Here is a 16440-nt window from a genome sequence, read left to right as displayed (position 1 = left end):
ATATTCGGTTTGCAGGGGAAGAAAGCGAATCAAAGCAGCCTTGTTCCTAATGGTGAGCAAGATGGTAAGAACCCTGAGACAACGGGTCTTTCTTCCATACGTCCCGGCGAGCCCGTCGTGCAGATGAAGGGAATTACCATCAGATTCGGGGAAGTGGTTGCTAACAGCGATGTGAATTTCGAGCTGCGCAAGGGCGAGATCCATGCGCTTCTGGGCGAGAACGGGGCCGGCAAGACCACACTGACGAGCATCCTCTACGGGCTGTACCAGCCCCAAGCGGGCGAGATTTACGTGAGAGGAAAGAAAACCACCATCAAGTCGCCAAACGACTCGATGGAGCTTAGCATCGCGATGGTTCACCAGCATTTTCTGCTAACCCTTCCGCATTCTGTCACGGAAAATATCATCGTGGGTTTGAAATCTCAGGGATTCTTCCTTAACCTTGCTAGTGCCGAAAAGAAGATCCAACAGCTGTCGGAGAAGTATGGCCTAAAGATAGACCCGAAAGCCGTAGTGGGTGACATGGCGGTCGGGGAGCAGCAACGCGTGGAAATAGTCAAGGCGCTTTACCGGGATGCGGAGATATTGATTCTTGACGAGCCCACATCCATGCTTACCCCGCAGGAAGAAAAAGCGCTATTTGCTATGCTCGAGTCGATGGTAAGGCAGGGTCTTTCCATCATCTTCATCACACACAAGCTACACGAAGTTATGGAAGTAAGCAATAGGGTTACGGTGCTTCGAGGTGGCAAGGTGGTCGGTACTGTAAACACCAGCGAAACCAACGAAACAGAGCTAGCAAAGATGATGGTAGGACGGCCAGTGATAGAAGACATACAATTAAAGTCGACTGCCCAGAACGACATCGTGCTTCAACTAAAAAACATCTCAGCGCTCAACAATTCTAATATTCTGTTCCTTAAGGACCTGTCTTTGGAACTCCGAAAGGGACAGATCCTCGGCATAGCCGGCGTCGACGGAAACGGTCAGGCAGAGCTGGCTGAGGTGATAGCCGGCCTGCGGAAAGTCCAGAGCGGTGAAATCATGATGGATGGCCGGTCGACAACCAAGCTTTCACCCAGAAAGATCAGGGAATGGGGTCTGGCATACGTACCACAGGATAGGCTCAACACTGGGCTTGTACTAGAGTACTCCATCTCCGAGAACCTGGTGCTGGACAGGTGGTATACCGCTGGATACTCGGGTAAGGTATTTCTGAAGCAAGAAGAAATGAAAAAGTTTGCTGAAAAGGTGGTAGTCGATTTTGAGGTAAAAACGCCAGGGATTAACGTTCCTATCAGCTCCATGTCTGGAGGAAACTTGCAGAAGGTGCTGATGGCCAGAGAGCTTGCAAGAAACCCAAAGGTTCTGGTGGTGCACAACCCTACGAGGGGTCTTGACATAGGGGCAGCCGAATACATCCACAAACAATTGGTCAAGCAACGCGAAAATGGCGTCGGCGTCCTGATGTTATCGCTTGACCTTGACGAAATTCTAACTGTCTGCGATCGTATTGCCGTGATCTATGAAGGCAAGATCATGGGCGTAGTGGACAGAGAGGATGCGGATGTGGATCGTATCGGCCTTTTAATGGGGGGCAAAAGTGTAGCCTTGGAGGGAACGAAATGACAGTTCCAGATGCAATCTCTGATACACGGGGCAACTCACGGGCAAGGATTTCCGAAGCACTGACCAGATTTAGAGATGTCAAGTTTTTTGTTCCGTTTGCATCAGGAAGCTTGGCGTTTGTCGTGGGAGCCATACTACTCGGCTCCGCTGGTATTGACGTGGGTGATGCTTACGCCACAATGTTCAGGGGAGCCTTCGGAAGCGTCTTTGGATTTGGGGACGTGATGTTAAAGACGATTTCGCTTCTCCTCGCCGGGCTGGCTGTTTCGGTGGCGTTCAGATGCAGACAGTGGAACATCGGAGCGGAGGGACAGCTTTACATGGGCGCGCTAGGCGGCACGCTTGTAGGTATCTCCTTGCTCGGGGCAGTACCCGGCATCGCAATCCTTGCAGCAATAGTTGTTAGCTTTATCTTTGGCGCGCTTTTTGCCCTAGTGCCTGCAGTACTTAAGGTAAAATTTGGTGTGAATGAGGTTATTTCGACCGTCCTGTTAAACTTTGTCGCATTGCTTTTCATATCCTTCTTGCTGCATGGGCCCATAAAAGCACCAGGATTTAACCCGTATTCTCCCGAGATATCTGAGGAATCGCAGATGCCGATCATCTTTCCCGGGACGCGCCTCCATGGAGGAATATTCATAGCAGTTCTTGCGACCGTCGGGGTCTACTACCTGTGGAAGACAAAGATAGGCTTTGAGATCAGAACCGTTGGAGCCAACATAGATGCAGCTCGCTATGCTGGAATGAACATTACAAAGAGCGTTTTTGTCACACTTGGAATTAGCGGCGGGCTGGCAGGAATCGCAGGTGGATTGTTGGTTATAGGTGTGCAGCACCTCTTGATAGAGGGTATCTCGCCTGGATATGGTTTTGTGGCTGTCATTATAGCACTTTTGGGGAGGCAGCATCCAATAGGCGTAGCCATTGTAGCATTTTTCTTCGCCGCTCTAATGACCGGTTCTGAAACCATGAACAGAAGCCTGGGCGTACCAGCTGCGTTTGCCATGACGCTCCAGGCGCTAATCCTTGTGTTCGTACTCGTTGGAGGGTTGTTCGCTGTTTGGCTGAGCAGAAGAAACAGGGGAGGTGCACGCTGAAAGATGGCGGGTGAAACTGAGGCAGTCATTTTAGGCATAATCGTTTCAGGCATACGGTTTAGCGTACCCATCCTTTTTGCAGGGCTGGGCGAAAAAATCGCAGAGCGTTCCGGAATCCTTAACCTAGGAATCGAGGGAATGATGCTCATGGGTGCTTTCGCGGGATTCATGGGCACGTTTATCACCGGAAATTATGTTGTAGGGATTGTGATGGCGATGGCAGCCTCAGCCGCGCTTGCCGCCCTCAAAGGTTTCATGAGCATTACCATCCGGACCAACCAGCTAGCCGCCGGTCTTGCCATTTGGTTGCTGGGTACGGGACTTGCCGCGTTGCTCTACAGACTTGCTTTTGGTGTGCAAACCATAGCGCCCAGTGTTGAACTCATGCCAAAGATAACTATAGCCGGACTCTCGGATCTCCCAGTTATCGGTCCAATATTGTTCAACCATGACCCGCTTGTCTACATAGCCTTCCTGCTAGTGCCCGTGACCCATTATTTCATATTCAAAACCAGCCTTGGCCTGAAGATACGGACAGTCGGGGAGAATCCAAAGCAGGCGGATGCTCTTGGCGTTAACATTTACAAGATACGATATCTTGCGGTCATCTTGGGTGGGGCTTTGGCTGGGGTCGGAGGAGCATATTTTTCACTTGTACAGACAGGATACTTTCTAGAAAATGTTACTGGAGGAGTAGGCTGGGTTGCGCTAGCCCTGGTGATCTTTGGCAGGTGGAAGGCATACTGGATAACTGCCGGAGCCTTCATATTTGGAATGGTAGACGCATTCCAGCTTGGACTCCAAGCCACGGGGACAGACGTACCATACCAGTTCCTGCTGATGCTTCCGTACCTGATTCCAATAGCTATCCTCGCCGGCATGCACAAAAGAAGGGGGGCACCGGCCGCCCTTGCCATTCCCTACAAGCGTGGAGAGAGGTAGCGGCAGCGGCTACAGCTACAAACTTGTACAAGATTTATAAACATACGAATCCAATCATAAAAGAAATTAGCCACTTAGAGAAATTATGTCTATCTACCCTTTACAACTTTATGATATATGTCATTTATTCTGATAAGATATACTAAAGTATAATACCTCCACGTATGACTTTTTTTTATGGTAACCAACACCAGAACTAGAATAGGTTCAACATCAGCACTTACTGTATTTGCAGCCGCGGTCCTCGTTTCCGCATTCGTCTTCGTTGCTCCATATCAGGCAGCTAACGCCCAGAGCGAAACGAAACTAAGAATAGCCCTTGTCACGGACGCGCTTTTCAGTGACGGTGGTTGGGGTGCAGCGGCATATACAGCCGCCCAGAAACTGAAAGACCAAGGACATGAGGTGACTGCCGGAGAAAGCATTGCTATTGAGGCTATTGAGTCCACGTTAAGGCAGTACTCGGAAGACGGCTACGACCTGATAATCGCGCACGGGTTCCAGTGGGGAGACCCTGCAGTCAAGGTGGGCAAGGACTATCCCAACACCAAGTACGTTGTATTTACAGGACTCGTTTCATCAAGCAACGTGGCGTCGATATTCCCGATGCAGCAGGAAGGAACATTCCTTTTGGGTGCGCTTGCGGCAATGATGAGCGAGACAGACGCCATAGGTTATGTGGGTGGAGACTCGTATCCCAACGTGATAAACATATTTGAAGGATACGAGCTGGGGGCCAAATTAGTCAATCCAGACATCAGAGTAATAGGGACATACCTAGGCGCATGGGACGACCCCTCGAAGGGCAGGGAAGCGGGGTTGGCGCAAATAAACAGCGGCGCTGACTTTTTGTTCCATGTGGCTGACACTTCCGGCCATGGCGTGATACAGGCTGCAGAAGACAGGGGGATTTACGCGTTTGGTGCGGTGGGCGATCAGAACGGGCTCGCTGAGGACACAGTGTTGACATCGTTTGTGCTTGACATAGACAAGGCCTTCGCGCAGGCGACTGAGATGGTTGTAGAAGACAGGTTTGAAGGCAAGATATTCAAGCCGGGCATTGAATCAGGGAAAGGAGCCTCTGGCGACGGCATCGTCTACCTAGCACCATTCCACAGTCTGGACAGCAGCGTTCCGGCAGATGTGAAAGCGCGGCTACAAGAGCTGACACAGGATGTACTTGAGAAAAGGATAATCGTTCCAGAGATAACCGAGGATGCCGATGACAGCATTGTGGGTGCCCAATTTGGCGGCGACAGCTATGGCGTAATAGGCAGGTCTGAGACCGCCCGTGTGACAGCGGTGACCATAAACCCCAACGAGTCGGTGACAGTAGAATTTGACGCGGCCGGAGAGGTGGAACTGACGCTGCCAAAGAGCATGATCGATGGCATATCCATGGTTAAGGCCGGAGCTAGCGAAGTGCCGTTTGAGACTGTAAGCTCCACGGAAACCGGGACGACCATCAAGCTCACGGTACCTTCAGGCGAAGATTCTGTGGAGATCATAGGCACAACCGTTGTACCTGAATTCGGGATTATAGCGGCGCTGGTGCTTGCGGCTTCGATTGCGGCAATGATCGGGTTTGCCCGCTTCAGGGGCAACTCGATAAGACTTGGAAGGTTCTAGCTAACCTTCCTCCCTTTCTTTTCTTTTCTTTTTTCATACTAAAACCTCGCGACACTTGGCTGCCTGTACTAGGGGTCATCATGGTAATTCTGGACAAACAGCGTATTCAATCAATTAAAGGTCCAAGAAACATGACCACGTAGGGAATCCTAAATGCCTGTGCTTCGGTGCAATTAATTTCAAATTCCTTCTTCTATGATATATGAAGGACTGCGGTGCCGAGGTAAAATAGACTTATAGGTTTGAAAAACATGTGCCTCTATAATTGGAAAAGCTCGGCGAAGAGGGTAGCTCTTCTGAAAAACTGATGGAAACAGGCGAAGCAACCAGAGTGCCTTTGGTCTCGATAGCAGTTCCTTCGCTGAAGCTTTACGAAGACCTGAAGGACGCCAAGGCCGCTCTCGACTCATTTGGGGTTGAAAGCGAAGTGTGCATAGTGGCCGCGCATTGGGCCCCGAAAAAGACGCTCAGGTTCATAGCCGAGATCGACTCCAAAGGGGTTGAGGTAATAATCGCCGCAGCCGACGGATCCGCACACCTGCCTGGAATGATAGCCTCGCTCACCACCATGCCGGTCATAGGCGTCCCGCTGCGGGGTACCTCGCTTGACGGGCTTGATTCTCTGCTTTCCATAGTCCAGATGCCACTCGGTGTGCCCGTGGGTACCATGGCGATAAATTCTGCCTACAACGCCGGTGTGTATGCCTGCCAGATCCTGAGCCTAAAGTATCCACATCTCCGGGACAAGCTTAAGCAGCACAAGGAGTTGATGGAAGAAAAGGTCGAAACCGAGGATGCAAACCATAAAAGAAGCTCCAGACCCGCAAAGGGAGGGTTCTAGCCTGACAGGAAGAGAGAACTTACCTGAGGGATCCGACGCGGACTTCACCTCAGCTGCAAGGGAAGAGGTCCTGAAAAGGGTAGAGCAGGACTACGAGGAGTTCAAAAAGACCAAGACCTTCAAGTTCCCGACCTGGCTCTACGGTCCGCCGAGGGGCAGGTTGTTCAAGGTGGAGGTGGAGGACTGCCCTCGCCTTGGCGACAGGGCGTGGGTCGAGTTTGATTCCGCGCGCACGGCGTTCGTCAGCGTCGACATGCAAATAGACTTTTGCGGCCCCAAGGGCTACGTCGATGTCATGGGCTATGATCTTGGCCTGATGTCTACGCCGATAAAGCCCATACATTATGTCCTTCACAATATTCGTAAAAAGACCGATATCAAAGTGATACACACGAGGGAGGGTCACCTTCCCGACCTGTCAGACGCTCCGTACAACAAGATCCTGAGGAGCAAGATAATAGGAAATGGCGTAGGAATAGGCGACACGCCTAAAGGAGGCCTTGGCAAGCTACTCATGCGCGGGGAGAAAAACTGGGACATCATTGACGACCTCTATCCAGTGCCGGGCGAGTACGTGATAGACAAGGCCGGCAAGGGGGCGTTTGGGCAGAGCAACATGCCACTTCTCCTGAAGAACCTTGGCATAACACATCTGGTGATATCAGGTCTCACCACTGATGTCTGCGTCCACACGATAATGCGCGAGGCCAATGACCATGGATACTGGTGCCTGCTCGTAAAAGACTGTACAGGCGCGACCGACTTTGGAAACTACCAGGCGGCTATAAATCAGATAAAAATGCAGGGCGGCGTGTTCGGCTGGGTGTCGGACTCGAAAAAGTTTGTCGAAGGGGTAAGGACGGCGTTCCCGGACACCAGCTAATGCATTTGTAAACTACGCAATAGCTGATCATGGCTATATATCACCGGAATCAGTGAATAGAGGTTGGTTCTGCTGGAGAAGGGCGCAGCGCACAAAAAGACCGTGATCGGCCTTGCCCTTGTCGCCGTCATCTCCGCCATGGTCATGACGGTGCCCGACGCCGTGGGCCTTGCCCTGCCTCTGGCGCTAAAGCTCACCTCGCTAGTCCTACTCTCGGTGTACGTGGTGCTCTCGTTTGAAATAGTCCACAGGACTGCAATTGCGCTCGCAGGCGCCACTGCAGTAATCATAATCATCATATCGACCGGCCTTATCGAGCCGGGGGCCAGCTTTGAGTTTGTCACGGAAGCCATCGACTTCAATACCATCGGCCTCCTGCTCGGCATGATGATAATCGTGGCCATAATGGCCGAGACGGGCATATTCCAGTACCTCGCCATCAAGATGAGTAAGTCGTCAAAGGGCAACATGTGGAAGCTGCTCGTCATGATGAGCGTCTTTACGGCCATCACGTCGATGTTCATCGACAACGTAACCACAGTGCTCCTGATGGTGCCGATCACGATCTCGATATTCAAGATTTTCAGGCTGTCACCTGTTCCGTTCATACTGGCGCAGGTGCTTGCGTCCAACGTGGGGGGCACGGCCACGCTCATAGGCGACCCGCCTAACATCCTCATAAGTTCTGCGGCCGACATCGACTTTAACGCGTTCATATTCCACTTGGGGCCAACGATAGGCATCTCGCTTGTAGCGTCTATGTTCATGCTAAAGTTCCTGTTCAGGAAGGAACTGGCGCAAAAACCCGAGAACCTAGACGAGCTGATGGCCAAAGACGAAAAGTCGCTGATAACAGACAAGAGTGCCATGAAAAAGTCGCTCATAGTCATTACAGGCGTGATAGCGCTCTTTGTAGTCCACGGAAGCCTCCACATAGAGCCGTCGTTGATAGCCCTCGCCGGCGCGGGAGTGCTCTTGGTGGCGACGCGGGCCAAGCCGGAGAAGGTGTTTCACGACGTGGACTGGACCACTCTCGTCTTCTTTGCCGGGCTCTTTGTCATAATCAGCGCCGCCGAGCGCACGGGGATGATAGACCTCCTTGCAAACACTGCCCTCGGCATAACGGGCGGGAATCCGGTCCTGACGTTCTTTCTGATAATATGGATGTCCGCGGTTGCCAGCGCGTTCGTTGACAACATACCGTTTACCGCAACCATGATCCCGCTGGTATTCCTCTTGAACGGCAATGAGAGTATAACCGCCGAGTTTGGCGGCTTTGAAATAAGCCCGCTGTGGTGGGCCCTTGCGCTCGGGGCGGGCCTCGGGGGGAACGGCACGCTGATAGGCTCGAGCGCGGGAATCATTGCAGCGGGGCTTTCTGAAAAAGGGGGCCACCCTGTATCCTTCAACCGCTTCATGCGCGTGGGCTTTCCGTTCATGATAATGAGCGTGGCCGTTGGAAGCCTGGTGCTGTTTCTGGACCTGATATTCCGTGTCGGGTAGCGAAACTTTACGTAATACGCGGCAGGTAATAATACAGCAGGGCTGATCTGCGTGAAGGTTGCAAGGATAGTAAAAGACGGCCGGGAAACCTACGCCCTAGTCGGCCCTGAAGGTGGCGTGGCCCCGCACAACGAAATAGAAAAGCAGGCCGGCACAAAGCTCCCAGCCGCCCTTGAGGACTTTGTGTTTGGCGGCTATGCGCAGAAAATAGCCGGGAAAATCGACTACCGCCACAAGCCGGGCGAGTTCCGGTTCTTGCCGCCGATAAAGCGGACTTTCAAAATCCTCTGCCTTTCCTTCAACTATACAGACCAGGCAAGCTGGATACGATTTGGTAAGAGCCCTCCAAAGGATCCGGTCGTTTCCATGAAGCCCCGTACGAGCCTCTGCGGCGCGCACGACGACATCGTCTGCCCGAAATTTGTCACACAGCTTGACTATGAGGGCGAGCTTGCATTGGTGATAGGCAAGAAGTGCAGGAAAGTATCGGAGCCTGATGCATCCGGCTACGTGGCCGGATATTTTGTGATAAACGACGTCTCTGCACGAGACATCCAGTTCATAGACAAGCAGTACGCCCGTGCAAAGGGCTTTGACACATTCGGACCCTGCGGCCCGTGGCTCACGACGCCCGATGAGGTCCCTGATCCGTGCGACTTGCGCCTGACTACTAGGGTGAACGGCGAGGTGCGCCAGGACTCGTCTACAAGAAACCTTGTTTTAAAGACAGACAGGATAATCTACAGCCTGAGCAATGTGATGACCCTTGAGCCCGGTGACATCATATCCACCGGAACACCAAGTGGCACTGCGCTTTCGCTGTCGTCGCATGAAAAATACCTCCAAGATGGCGACGTTGTGGAAGTGGAGATAGAAAAGCTGGGCAGGATAAGAAACCGCGTGGTCTTTACAGATTAGGGGCCGCCAACAAGATCGAGCCCAAGCTTGAGCTCAAGGCCCTTCCTAAACCCCTTTTTTAGCGTAATCAGCACCGAGTTGTACTTGGCCAGGCTAGGCAAAAGCCCCCTTTCGACCTATATGGGAAAGCCGTAGCTGTTATCCTTTACCACGAAAAGCTCGTTTGGTTCCTTGTCTGCCAGTTTCACCTTTGGTTCGAACCTGAGCCTCCTTGTAGTGTAGCTCATTATTAATCCGGATACGTCGCGGTACAACACGAGGTTTGGCCTCTTCAACTTCTTTTCGCTGATGTAGAGTATGACCTCCCGCGAAACAACGATGCTGGCCATAAAGTATGGGATGGCGTCACGAGTGTATAAGGAATTCTGGTCACGCGCGCTGCTCTAGGCTTGTTCTGTAAGTCGCAAGGATTGTCCTTATCAGCTCGGGCGCCTGCACCTCGTGCACCTTTATCGACTCTATCACGCACCGGAGGCCCTCTTTGGTCGGGATGGTGATGCTGCCAAAGTCGCCGCCGGGTGTAAATTCTATGCCGCTCTCAGGGCAGAGCTCCCTTGCGCGCTCTGCAACCTTTTTGAGCCAGCCTGATATTGCCGCCGGCGCAAGATTGCCGGCGAGGCTTTCCATGTAGTCGCTTATCTGCTCGGGCCTTTCGTCGGGCAACAAAACTGGTGCGTGCGCCGAGTATAAAAAAATGGCAGCCATGTTCTTCAGGGGAGGAGGCGTGAACGAAATGGCAATAGCAGTGGAGACCGCGGAAGGAGCATACATCGGACCTGCTGCGGCGATACTTGCGTTGGAGACAAAAGTGAAGGCAGAGAAGGAGTGGAGCTATACTATTTCGACTTTTGCGCCTGAGTCTATCAACTTTTTTTCTTTTGCCATCGAAAACATCTTTTCAATTGCTTTTTTGCCGGCAGAACCCATGTCGCGCGTTAACTCATTCACGTACATTTTCACGAATTCTGTTATAGTTTCCTTGGGCTGGCCCCGCGCGTACTGCATCGCGTATTCTACCGCGGCGTCCATGTTTTCAAAGCCGGCCTCTATCGATTTCACAAAAAGGTCGCTGAACTCCTTTAACTGATCCGTCGTCATGGTGCGCTTGCTTGCGACGTTGATGCCAAGCGGGACCGGGAGCCCGCCTGTCTGTGAATGCCACCAAGGACCCAATTCCAGCACTCCGTCAAACATGCTCCTGTCGTAGGTTATCTGGGCCTCGTGTATGACAACGCCTGCATCCGCTTTTCCCGACAGGACTGCATCTGGTATAGTCTCAAACGGCATCTCTATTTCCGTAAAGTTGCCGACGGCAAGCTTTAGCAGAAGGTTGGCAGAAGTCATCTTTCCCGGGATGGCTATCTTGGCGCCCTTCAGCTTGTCGGCGTTAATGCCGCTGCCTTTTCTTGCAATGACGACGGGGCCATAGTTCAGCCCAAAGCTCCCTCCCCCCCGCAATATGATGTAGTCGGTAAGGTAGGCGTACGCATGCGCCGAGACTGCAATAACGTCAAGCTCGTGCGCCAGCGCACGCCTGTTCAGGGTCTCGATGTCCTGAATTACGTGTTTTATCCTGAATTTGTCAGAAGAGACCCTGCCCGAGGCAAAACCGTAAAACATGAAGGCGTCATCGGCGTCCGGCGTGTGGCCAAGCGTGATCTCCATCTCAAACAGAGCCCTCGCCGGGCACTATTAAATGGTGCCCGGTGGAAAATATAGGCAACGTTTATAGTCCCCAATCAAATTTTTTCTAAAAGAGAGATGCCCAAGTTCAAGTCTACCCAAGAAATAGTCAAAATCATTGGTAACAAGGAGCAGATACGCAATTTCGGCGTTATTGCCCACGTCGACCATGGCAAGACAACCATGTCAGACAGCCTCCTTGCCGCTTCGGGCATCATCGCCCCCTCTGTAGCAGGCCAGGCCCTTGCGCTTGACTCTATGAAGCTTGAGCAGAGCAGGCAGATGACCATCAGGGGCGCAAACGTGACGCTACTTTACGAAAGCGAGGGCAAGGACTATGTCATCAACATGATAGACACTCCGGGCCACATCGACTTTACCGGCAGGGTAACGCGCGCGCTGCGCGCAATCGACGGCGTGGTAGTCGTTTCGGACTCTGTGGAAGGCATCATGACACAGACCGAGACTGTTACGAGGCAGGCACTTGAAGAGCGCGTCAGGCCCGTGCTTTACATTAACAAGATAGACAGGCTCGTCAAAGAGCTGAGGCTCGACGCGCCGGCCATGCAAAAGTGGCTCTCAAACATCATCGCAGATTTCAACAGGCTCATCGACTTGTATGCAGAGCCGGAGTACAAGGAGAAGTGGAAGGTCAGCATCCAGAGCAATACCGTGGCATTCGGATCTGCAAAGGACAGGTGGGGGTTCAACTTCAAGATGGCGCAGAAAAAGGGTGTCAGCTTCAAGGACGTTTACGAGGCTTATACTTTCGAAGGCGAGGAGAAGATAAAGGCGCTTGCCGAAAAGTCGCCGCTCCACGACGCCGTGCTTGGCATGGTGGTTGAGCACCACCCGCCGCCCCACGTGGCGCAGAAATACCGTATACCGAAAATCTGGCCCGGCGACCTCAACTCAGAGATAGGGCAGGCACTTCTCAACTGCGACGAGAAGGGCCCGGCAATGATGATGGTCACCACAATCAACGTCGACCCTCAGGCAGGCAGGGTAGCGACAGGTCGCTTGTATTCAGGCACGATAAAGGACGGCGACGAAGTGTATCTCATTGACGCCAAGAGGCCCGGCAAGGTGCAATCAGTCAACATCTACATGGGCAACACACGTGAACTAGTCAGCGTGCTGCCTGCAGGAAACATTCCTGCGCTCCTTGGCCTGGACTATGCAGTATCCGGCGAGTCGATATCGACCGTCAAGGGCTCGACCGCGTTTGAGTCTATCAAGTATGTATCTGAGCCGGTCGTCACGATTGCAGTAGAGCCAAAGCACCCCAAGGACCTACCCAAGCTTGTCGAAGGACTACGCAGGATAACCGTCGAGGACCCCAACCTCATAGTCAAGATTAATGAAGAAACTGGTGAGACCTTGATGGCTGGAATGGGCGTCTTACACCTCGAGATTGCTACATCACTCCTGCAGGAAATGGGCCTTGACATCGTGACGACGCAGCCGCTTATCAACTACCGCGAGACCATCCGCGCAAAGGCCGGACCCATAATGAGCAAGTCGCCAAACAAGCACAACAAGATATTCTTGCGCGTCGAACCTTTGCCGGACGACATAGTCGACCTGATAAGAACAGGCAAGCTTAAGGAGGACATGGACAAGAAGGAGATGGCCAGGATCCTCAGAGAGAAGGGCTGGGGAACCGACGAGTCGAGGAGCGTCCAGGCAATAGACGCCTCGGGAAATATGTTCGTCGACGAGACCAAGGGCGTCCAGTTCATACAGGAGTCGATGGACTCCATCCGCACCGGCTTTGACGACGTGATAAAGAACGGTCCGATTGCAAAGGAGCAGGTGCGTGGAGTAAAGTTCGTGCTGCACCACTTTGTGCCCCACGAGGATCCGGCCCACAGGGGCCTTGCGCAGCTGATGCCGGCTACAAGGCGGGCGATGCTCGGCGCGATCCTCATCGCGGATCCGGTCTTACTTGAGCCAATACTGGGCATCGAGGTCAAGTGCCCCCAGGAGCAGATAGGGACGGTGGCCGGCATCCTGTCGAGCAAGCGCGGCAAGCTCTTGAACGTAGAGCAGAAGGGCATCATCGCCATCATCCAGGGCGAAGTTCCGGCGTCAGAGACCTTTGACCTCTCGGAGGCCATGAGGGGCGGGACCGCTGGCAAGGCCTTGTGGACCACGTATTTCAAGTCGTGGTTGCCCGTGCCAAACTCTATATTCAGGACCCTGGTCGCAGACGTGAGGAAGAGGAAGGGCTTGAATCCCGAGCCGTCAAGCCCTGACGAGTTCATAGACAAGGAGTAAAATACAATCCCCCCCCCCTCTTACGCATGAGTTTGTACGCATTATCTACATCATAACGTCAGAGGGGATTTGTTGGAGACTCCTCATATAGTTCCGCAATAATTCACGTCGTAGTGGGAAAAAGAAAGCGGTTCAATCAGACTGTTATCCTACAGTTACTTTGGAGCAAAATGCGAAGCATGCAAGAAAAGAATCCCTGAAGTAAATCTGACCCTACACCACCAGGATGGAATGCTGCGTCTGTCTGTTAAGTTGCAATTCCTGCACCCTATAAATGCCAAACCTGCCATCTTTTCTTCTTTTTTGACAAACCACAAACTTTGACTAACGGCAAGTGGTATTCATAGGCGTTCAATATTTTTCAGTTTTCACATTTAATATTGATGCCTTAACAGGGTGTTTAAGTTCCGTTGATAAACACATGAACAAGCTCTAATCAAGCTGCACAAGGGTGACAATGATAGAGGGTATTGTAGGCTCACCATCAGGTTCAATTGCCTCAATTCCCAAACCTTCACCCATTGATTCTACCGCCATCATTATGTTCAAGGTATCGCCTCTATTAAGGGGTAGCACGGAATTCAGTGGTACGACGGTTTTTTCCTGCGGATCCATTACGACTGCCCTTATGTTAGAATTTTGTACGTCTACGTTGTTCAACCTTACCCAAAAATCAATCCATCTTGGTATAGTACCCCTAACCTTACCAATCTGTGGACACGCGATAATGAGATAAATTCCCGACTGTTTGATTACGATGTCTCCCTTTTCAAAGTCTATCGTGTGCACTCCCCCTGCAAGGTCTTCTTGCGAGTCCAGTTCAATCTCGTGTGCAGTCAGCGAATCCAGTCTCTGCGTCTTGTTCGATGAAAATTGACCGAATGCCTTTCTATAATCACGATTTGTGCCAGGCTGATTGGCGGTGTTCCCACGGAGACCCATTCTTACTGTTGCACTTCCTTAACTTCACCTAATTCTGAAGGGATCAAAGGGCTTTCATAGGGTTCTTCGTTCTCGCTGAATAAATGGTTGACTGGAGAATAAGTTTGAAGAAGTTGTATTAGATATCTTACCTTCAAAATGCAAACATTATACTTCGGATACATCATTGTACCGTCCTCTTTTTGCTGCACTTCTATCCCAATTATATAGTTACAAACTCCCCAGATTCGACTAACTACATTAGGTTCCAAAACATCGTTGCTTGCAGTCAGAATAGTTCTCACGTTCTGCAAAATACGTCCTAGCTTTCCTTCCTGTGCTTTGAGCTGTGAGAGAATAGTTGATTGAATCCATTTTTGATCGCTTTTTTCTTTCAGCATTCTGGCAGCGTTATAATGGGTTATCGATCCTCTTATCGTACTCATAGCAAAAAGTGTAAGGTTCAACGTGCTTTTCAAATGCTCGATTGCGTAGTCCTTGCGTCGATCATTCAGGGCTTGTTGTGATTCTAGTATTTTGTCTATTTTCATCTGATTCCTATGCTCCAGCCGGTAAAAAATGAAGGCTAGAACGCCGCCTATTCCGCCGGCTATTAGCACGTCTCCGACCAATAGATGAGCTGTAGGTGATAGATCACAGCTTTGATTCCAATCGAAGCGTTCGCATGTAGAATCGCGTTCTTCGACACCAGCAGCGAAATGGATAGTGGAGGTGCCAGCCAGGAACGCCAAGAAAAAAAGAACGCCAGTAAATTTGGTTCCTTGGAAATGACTGATAGAAGGTTTCAAATTGCTAACTTCACTCCATGTTACGGCAGAAGTAGAAGCTTAAGCTTAAAGATTAACCTTTCCGAAAAGACTTTTGTACGTGTAGGTATTTTCCCATATCAGTATTTTCACACGAGTTTCATAGCCATAGTAGGATAGATTTCAGTCCTACTCCCAAAAATGCGATATGTTCATTCGATGTATAGGTAAGCGTACCGAAAAAGAAATCAAGATGACTTCGTGCCAGCCGTATTACGGCAAAGTTCCACCTTACACTCCGTTCTTTGTGAAATGATTCAACGACAAAGGCATGGAATCATTGCAGACTTTATCCTCAATCGAGTTTAACGCTCCTAGCCAGAATCGCTTCCTATCAGCATTGACATTGACTAGCCTTGTTATTGGTCTGATTTCGCCAATATCCTTTATCCTATTCTGTAATATGGACGACCGAATTCTTGTGTTACGTAGAACTTTCAATTTGTAATACAATCGGTCATTTCTCTCAACCGTCTCAAGGTGTTCGATGTCCTTTCCTTTCAGCTTACCAAATCCCCTCTGCTTCCACTTACCATTAAAACGATAGATCCCATTTTGCAGGTAATAGACATCGTCTCCTTCTTTTTCAAAGTTAAAGTTACCAAGCTTTTCAGATTTTAGATAAACAAGGAGTAAAAAACACTGTGCCCCCTTTCTGAGCACAAAAACACACCAAAAACGTTGACCAACATACTTGCTACGCAAAAGATGAAAGAATTAAATGCGTAGACAATAGAGGAAGATCCCAATGAAGTATATGATCAGCTGGTTTGAACGTCCGCAAGGTTCGCCTGCCGAGTACGAGAATGCGCAGAAGCGGATACTTGAGGTGTTTACTAAATGGAAGGCGCCTGCAAATTTCAAGATTGAGTTGTTCGTAGTGCGAGTGGGCGAGTGGGGTGGACATATGTTGGTGGACTGCGATGATCCGGTGGCCGTTCACAAGGCATGCTCAACCTTCCCTGCTTTCGAATTCCAAGCGCGACCCGTGATTCCCGTCGAGGAAGCTGTCCGGGTTGAACTTGAAGCTATTGCTTGGCGCGATGGACTGGAACGCAACTGATATCAGAGAGGATCACATCGAGTTCTGTTGCGTACTCGGTTGTTCCATTAGGCTGTTGCAGCGCGGTGGTTTGGAATGACTAGGTTGTAATTTCATTAGCGGTATCATTCGGCTCTGGCGGGTCTTTTCGATATGCCACCTTGAGCCATATCGGCGTGATTATGGTAGTGAGGGCAACCATGATGATAACTGTTGTATATATGTCGTTGGTAAGCACGCCCGAA

Annotated in this window: 16 protein-coding genes and 1 pseudogene; 10 read left to right on the top strand and 7 right to left on the bottom strand. The window is 51.0% G+C overall.

All coding sequences use genetic code 11. From position 1 onward, the window contains the following. Positions 1-9: 9 nt before the first annotated feature. From VGA14_RS01780 to VGA14_RS01745, 8 genes are all read left to right on the top strand, one after another. On the top strand, positions 10-1629 hold the full coding sequence (locus VGA14_RS01780) for an ABC transporter ATP-binding protein (RefSeq protein ID WP_331002028.1): 1620 nt from the start codon (positions 10-12) through the stop codon (positions 1627-1629). After that, positions 1626-2726, top strand: coding sequence for an ABC transporter permease (locus tag VGA14_RS01775; protein ID WP_331002027.1), 1101 nt, complete (start codon positions 1626-1628; stop codon positions 2724-2726). Before VGA14_RS01780 ends, VGA14_RS01775 begins: the two co-directional genes overlap by 4 nt. Before the next feature lie 3 nt (positions 2727-2729). Beyond that, positions 2730-3668, top strand: coding sequence for an ABC transporter permease (locus VGA14_RS01770; RefSeq protein ID WP_331002026.1), 939 nt, complete (start codon positions 2730-2732; stop codon positions 3666-3668). A gap of 177 nt (positions 3669-3845) precedes the next feature. After that, the gene (locus VGA14_RS01765; protein ID WP_331002025.1) at positions 3846-5297 is read left to right on the top strand and encodes a BMP family ABC transporter substrate-binding protein; all 1452 of its coding nucleotides are present in this window, start codon (positions 3846-3848) and stop codon (positions 5295-5297) included. Between the two features lie 265 nt (positions 5298-5562). Then, positions 5563-6138, top strand: a complete 576-nt coding sequence (purE, locus tag VGA14_RS01760) for a 5-(carboxyamino)imidazole ribonucleotide mutase (protein WP_331002024.1) — start codon at positions 5563-5565, stop codon at positions 6136-6138. Beyond that, positions 6092-7021 carry a cysteine hydrolase gene (locus tag VGA14_RS01755; protein ID WP_331002023.1) on the top strand — a complete coding sequence of 310 codons (930 nt, stop codon included), beginning with the start codon at positions 6092-6094 and terminating at the stop codon, positions 7019-7021. Before purE ends, VGA14_RS01755 begins: the two co-directional genes overlap by 47 nt. A gap of 63 nt (positions 7022-7084) precedes the next feature. Further along, positions 7085-8524, top strand: a complete 1440-nt coding sequence (locus VGA14_RS01750; RefSeq protein WP_331002022.1) for an ArsB/NhaD family transporter — start codon at positions 7085-7087, stop codon at positions 8522-8524. A gap of 51 nt (positions 8525-8575) precedes the next feature. Next, entirely contained in the window at positions 8576-9442 is an 867-nt protein-coding gene (locus VGA14_RS01745; RefSeq protein ID WP_331002021.1) for a fumarylacetoacetate hydrolase family protein, read from the top strand. A gap of 116 nt (positions 9443-9558) precedes the next feature. On the opposite strand, the gene VGA14_RS01740 is transcribed toward VGA14_RS01745, so the two are convergent. The 3 genes from VGA14_RS01740 to VGA14_RS01730 all read right to left on the bottom strand — a co-directional run bounded on the left by VGA14_RS01740 (position 9559) and on the right by VGA14_RS01730 (position 11107). Next, a complete protein-coding gene (locus VGA14_RS01740; RefSeq protein ID WP_331002020.1) occupies positions 9559-9771 on the bottom strand; it encodes a hypothetical protein in 213 nt (70 codons plus the stop codon). A 40-nt stretch (positions 9772-9811) separates the two neighbouring features. After that, the gene (locus VGA14_RS01735; RefSeq protein ID WP_331002019.1) at positions 9812-10105 is read right to left on the bottom strand and encodes a hypothetical protein; all 294 of its coding nucleotides are present in this window, start codon (positions 10103-10105) and stop codon (positions 9812-9814) included. Positions 10106-10273: 168 nt separating this feature from the next. After that, a complete protein-coding gene (locus VGA14_RS01730) occupies positions 10274-11107 on the bottom strand; it encodes a menaquinone biosynthesis family protein (protein ID WP_331002018.1) in 834 nt (277 codons plus the stop codon). 96 nt (positions 11108-11203) lie between these two features. Here VGA14_RS01730 and VGA14_RS01725 point away from each other — a divergent pair, with 96 nt between their 5' ends. After that, complete coding sequence (locus tag VGA14_RS01725) at positions 11204-13405, top strand: elongation factor EF-2 (protein ID WP_331002017.1); 2202 nt, start codon at positions 11204-11206, stop codon at positions 13403-13405. Positions 13406-13837: 432 nt separating this feature from the next. On the opposite strand, the gene VGA14_RS01720 is transcribed toward VGA14_RS01725, so the two are convergent. The 3 genes from VGA14_RS01720 to VGA14_RS01710 all read right to left on the bottom strand — a co-directional run bounded on the left by VGA14_RS01720 (position 13838) and on the right by VGA14_RS01710 (position 15816). Next, positions 13838-14347: a hypothetical protein gene (locus VGA14_RS01720; protein ID WP_331002016.1), complete on the bottom strand. Its 510-nt coding sequence runs from the start codon at positions 14345-14347 to the stop codon at positions 13838-13840. Between the two features lie 2 nt (positions 14348-14349). Beyond that, complete coding sequence (locus VGA14_RS01715) at positions 14350-15135, bottom strand: hypothetical protein (protein ID WP_331002015.1); 786 nt, start codon at positions 15133-15135, stop codon at positions 14350-14352. Between the two features lie 249 nt (positions 15136-15384). Continuing rightward, positions 15385-15816 (bottom strand): hypothetical protein, encoded by a 432-nt coding sequence (locus VGA14_RS01710; RefSeq protein WP_331002014.1) that lies wholly within the window; start codon positions 15814-15816, stop codon positions 15385-15387. Between the two features lie 85 nt (positions 15817-15901). On the opposite strand from VGA14_RS01710, the gene VGA14_RS01705 reads away from it, so the two are divergent. Then, entirely contained in the window at positions 15902-16216 is a 315-nt protein-coding gene (locus tag VGA14_RS01705; RefSeq protein ID WP_331002013.1) for a DUF3303 domain-containing protein, read from the top strand. 79 nt (positions 16217-16295) lie between these two features. Here the strand turns inward: VGA14_RS01705 and VGA14_RS09590 are convergent. Further along, a pseudogene (locus VGA14_RS09590) lies at positions 16296-16440 on the bottom strand (cation:proton antiporter); the annotation flags it as partial.

The organism is Nitrososphaera sp., from assembly GCF_036397675.1.
Lineage (GTDB): Archaea > Thermoproteota > Nitrososphaeria > Nitrososphaerales > Nitrososphaeraceae > Nitrososphaera.
The sequence above is the reverse complement of the archived record's forward strand: the minus strand, read 5'-3'. Positions and strand labels throughout refer to the sequence as shown.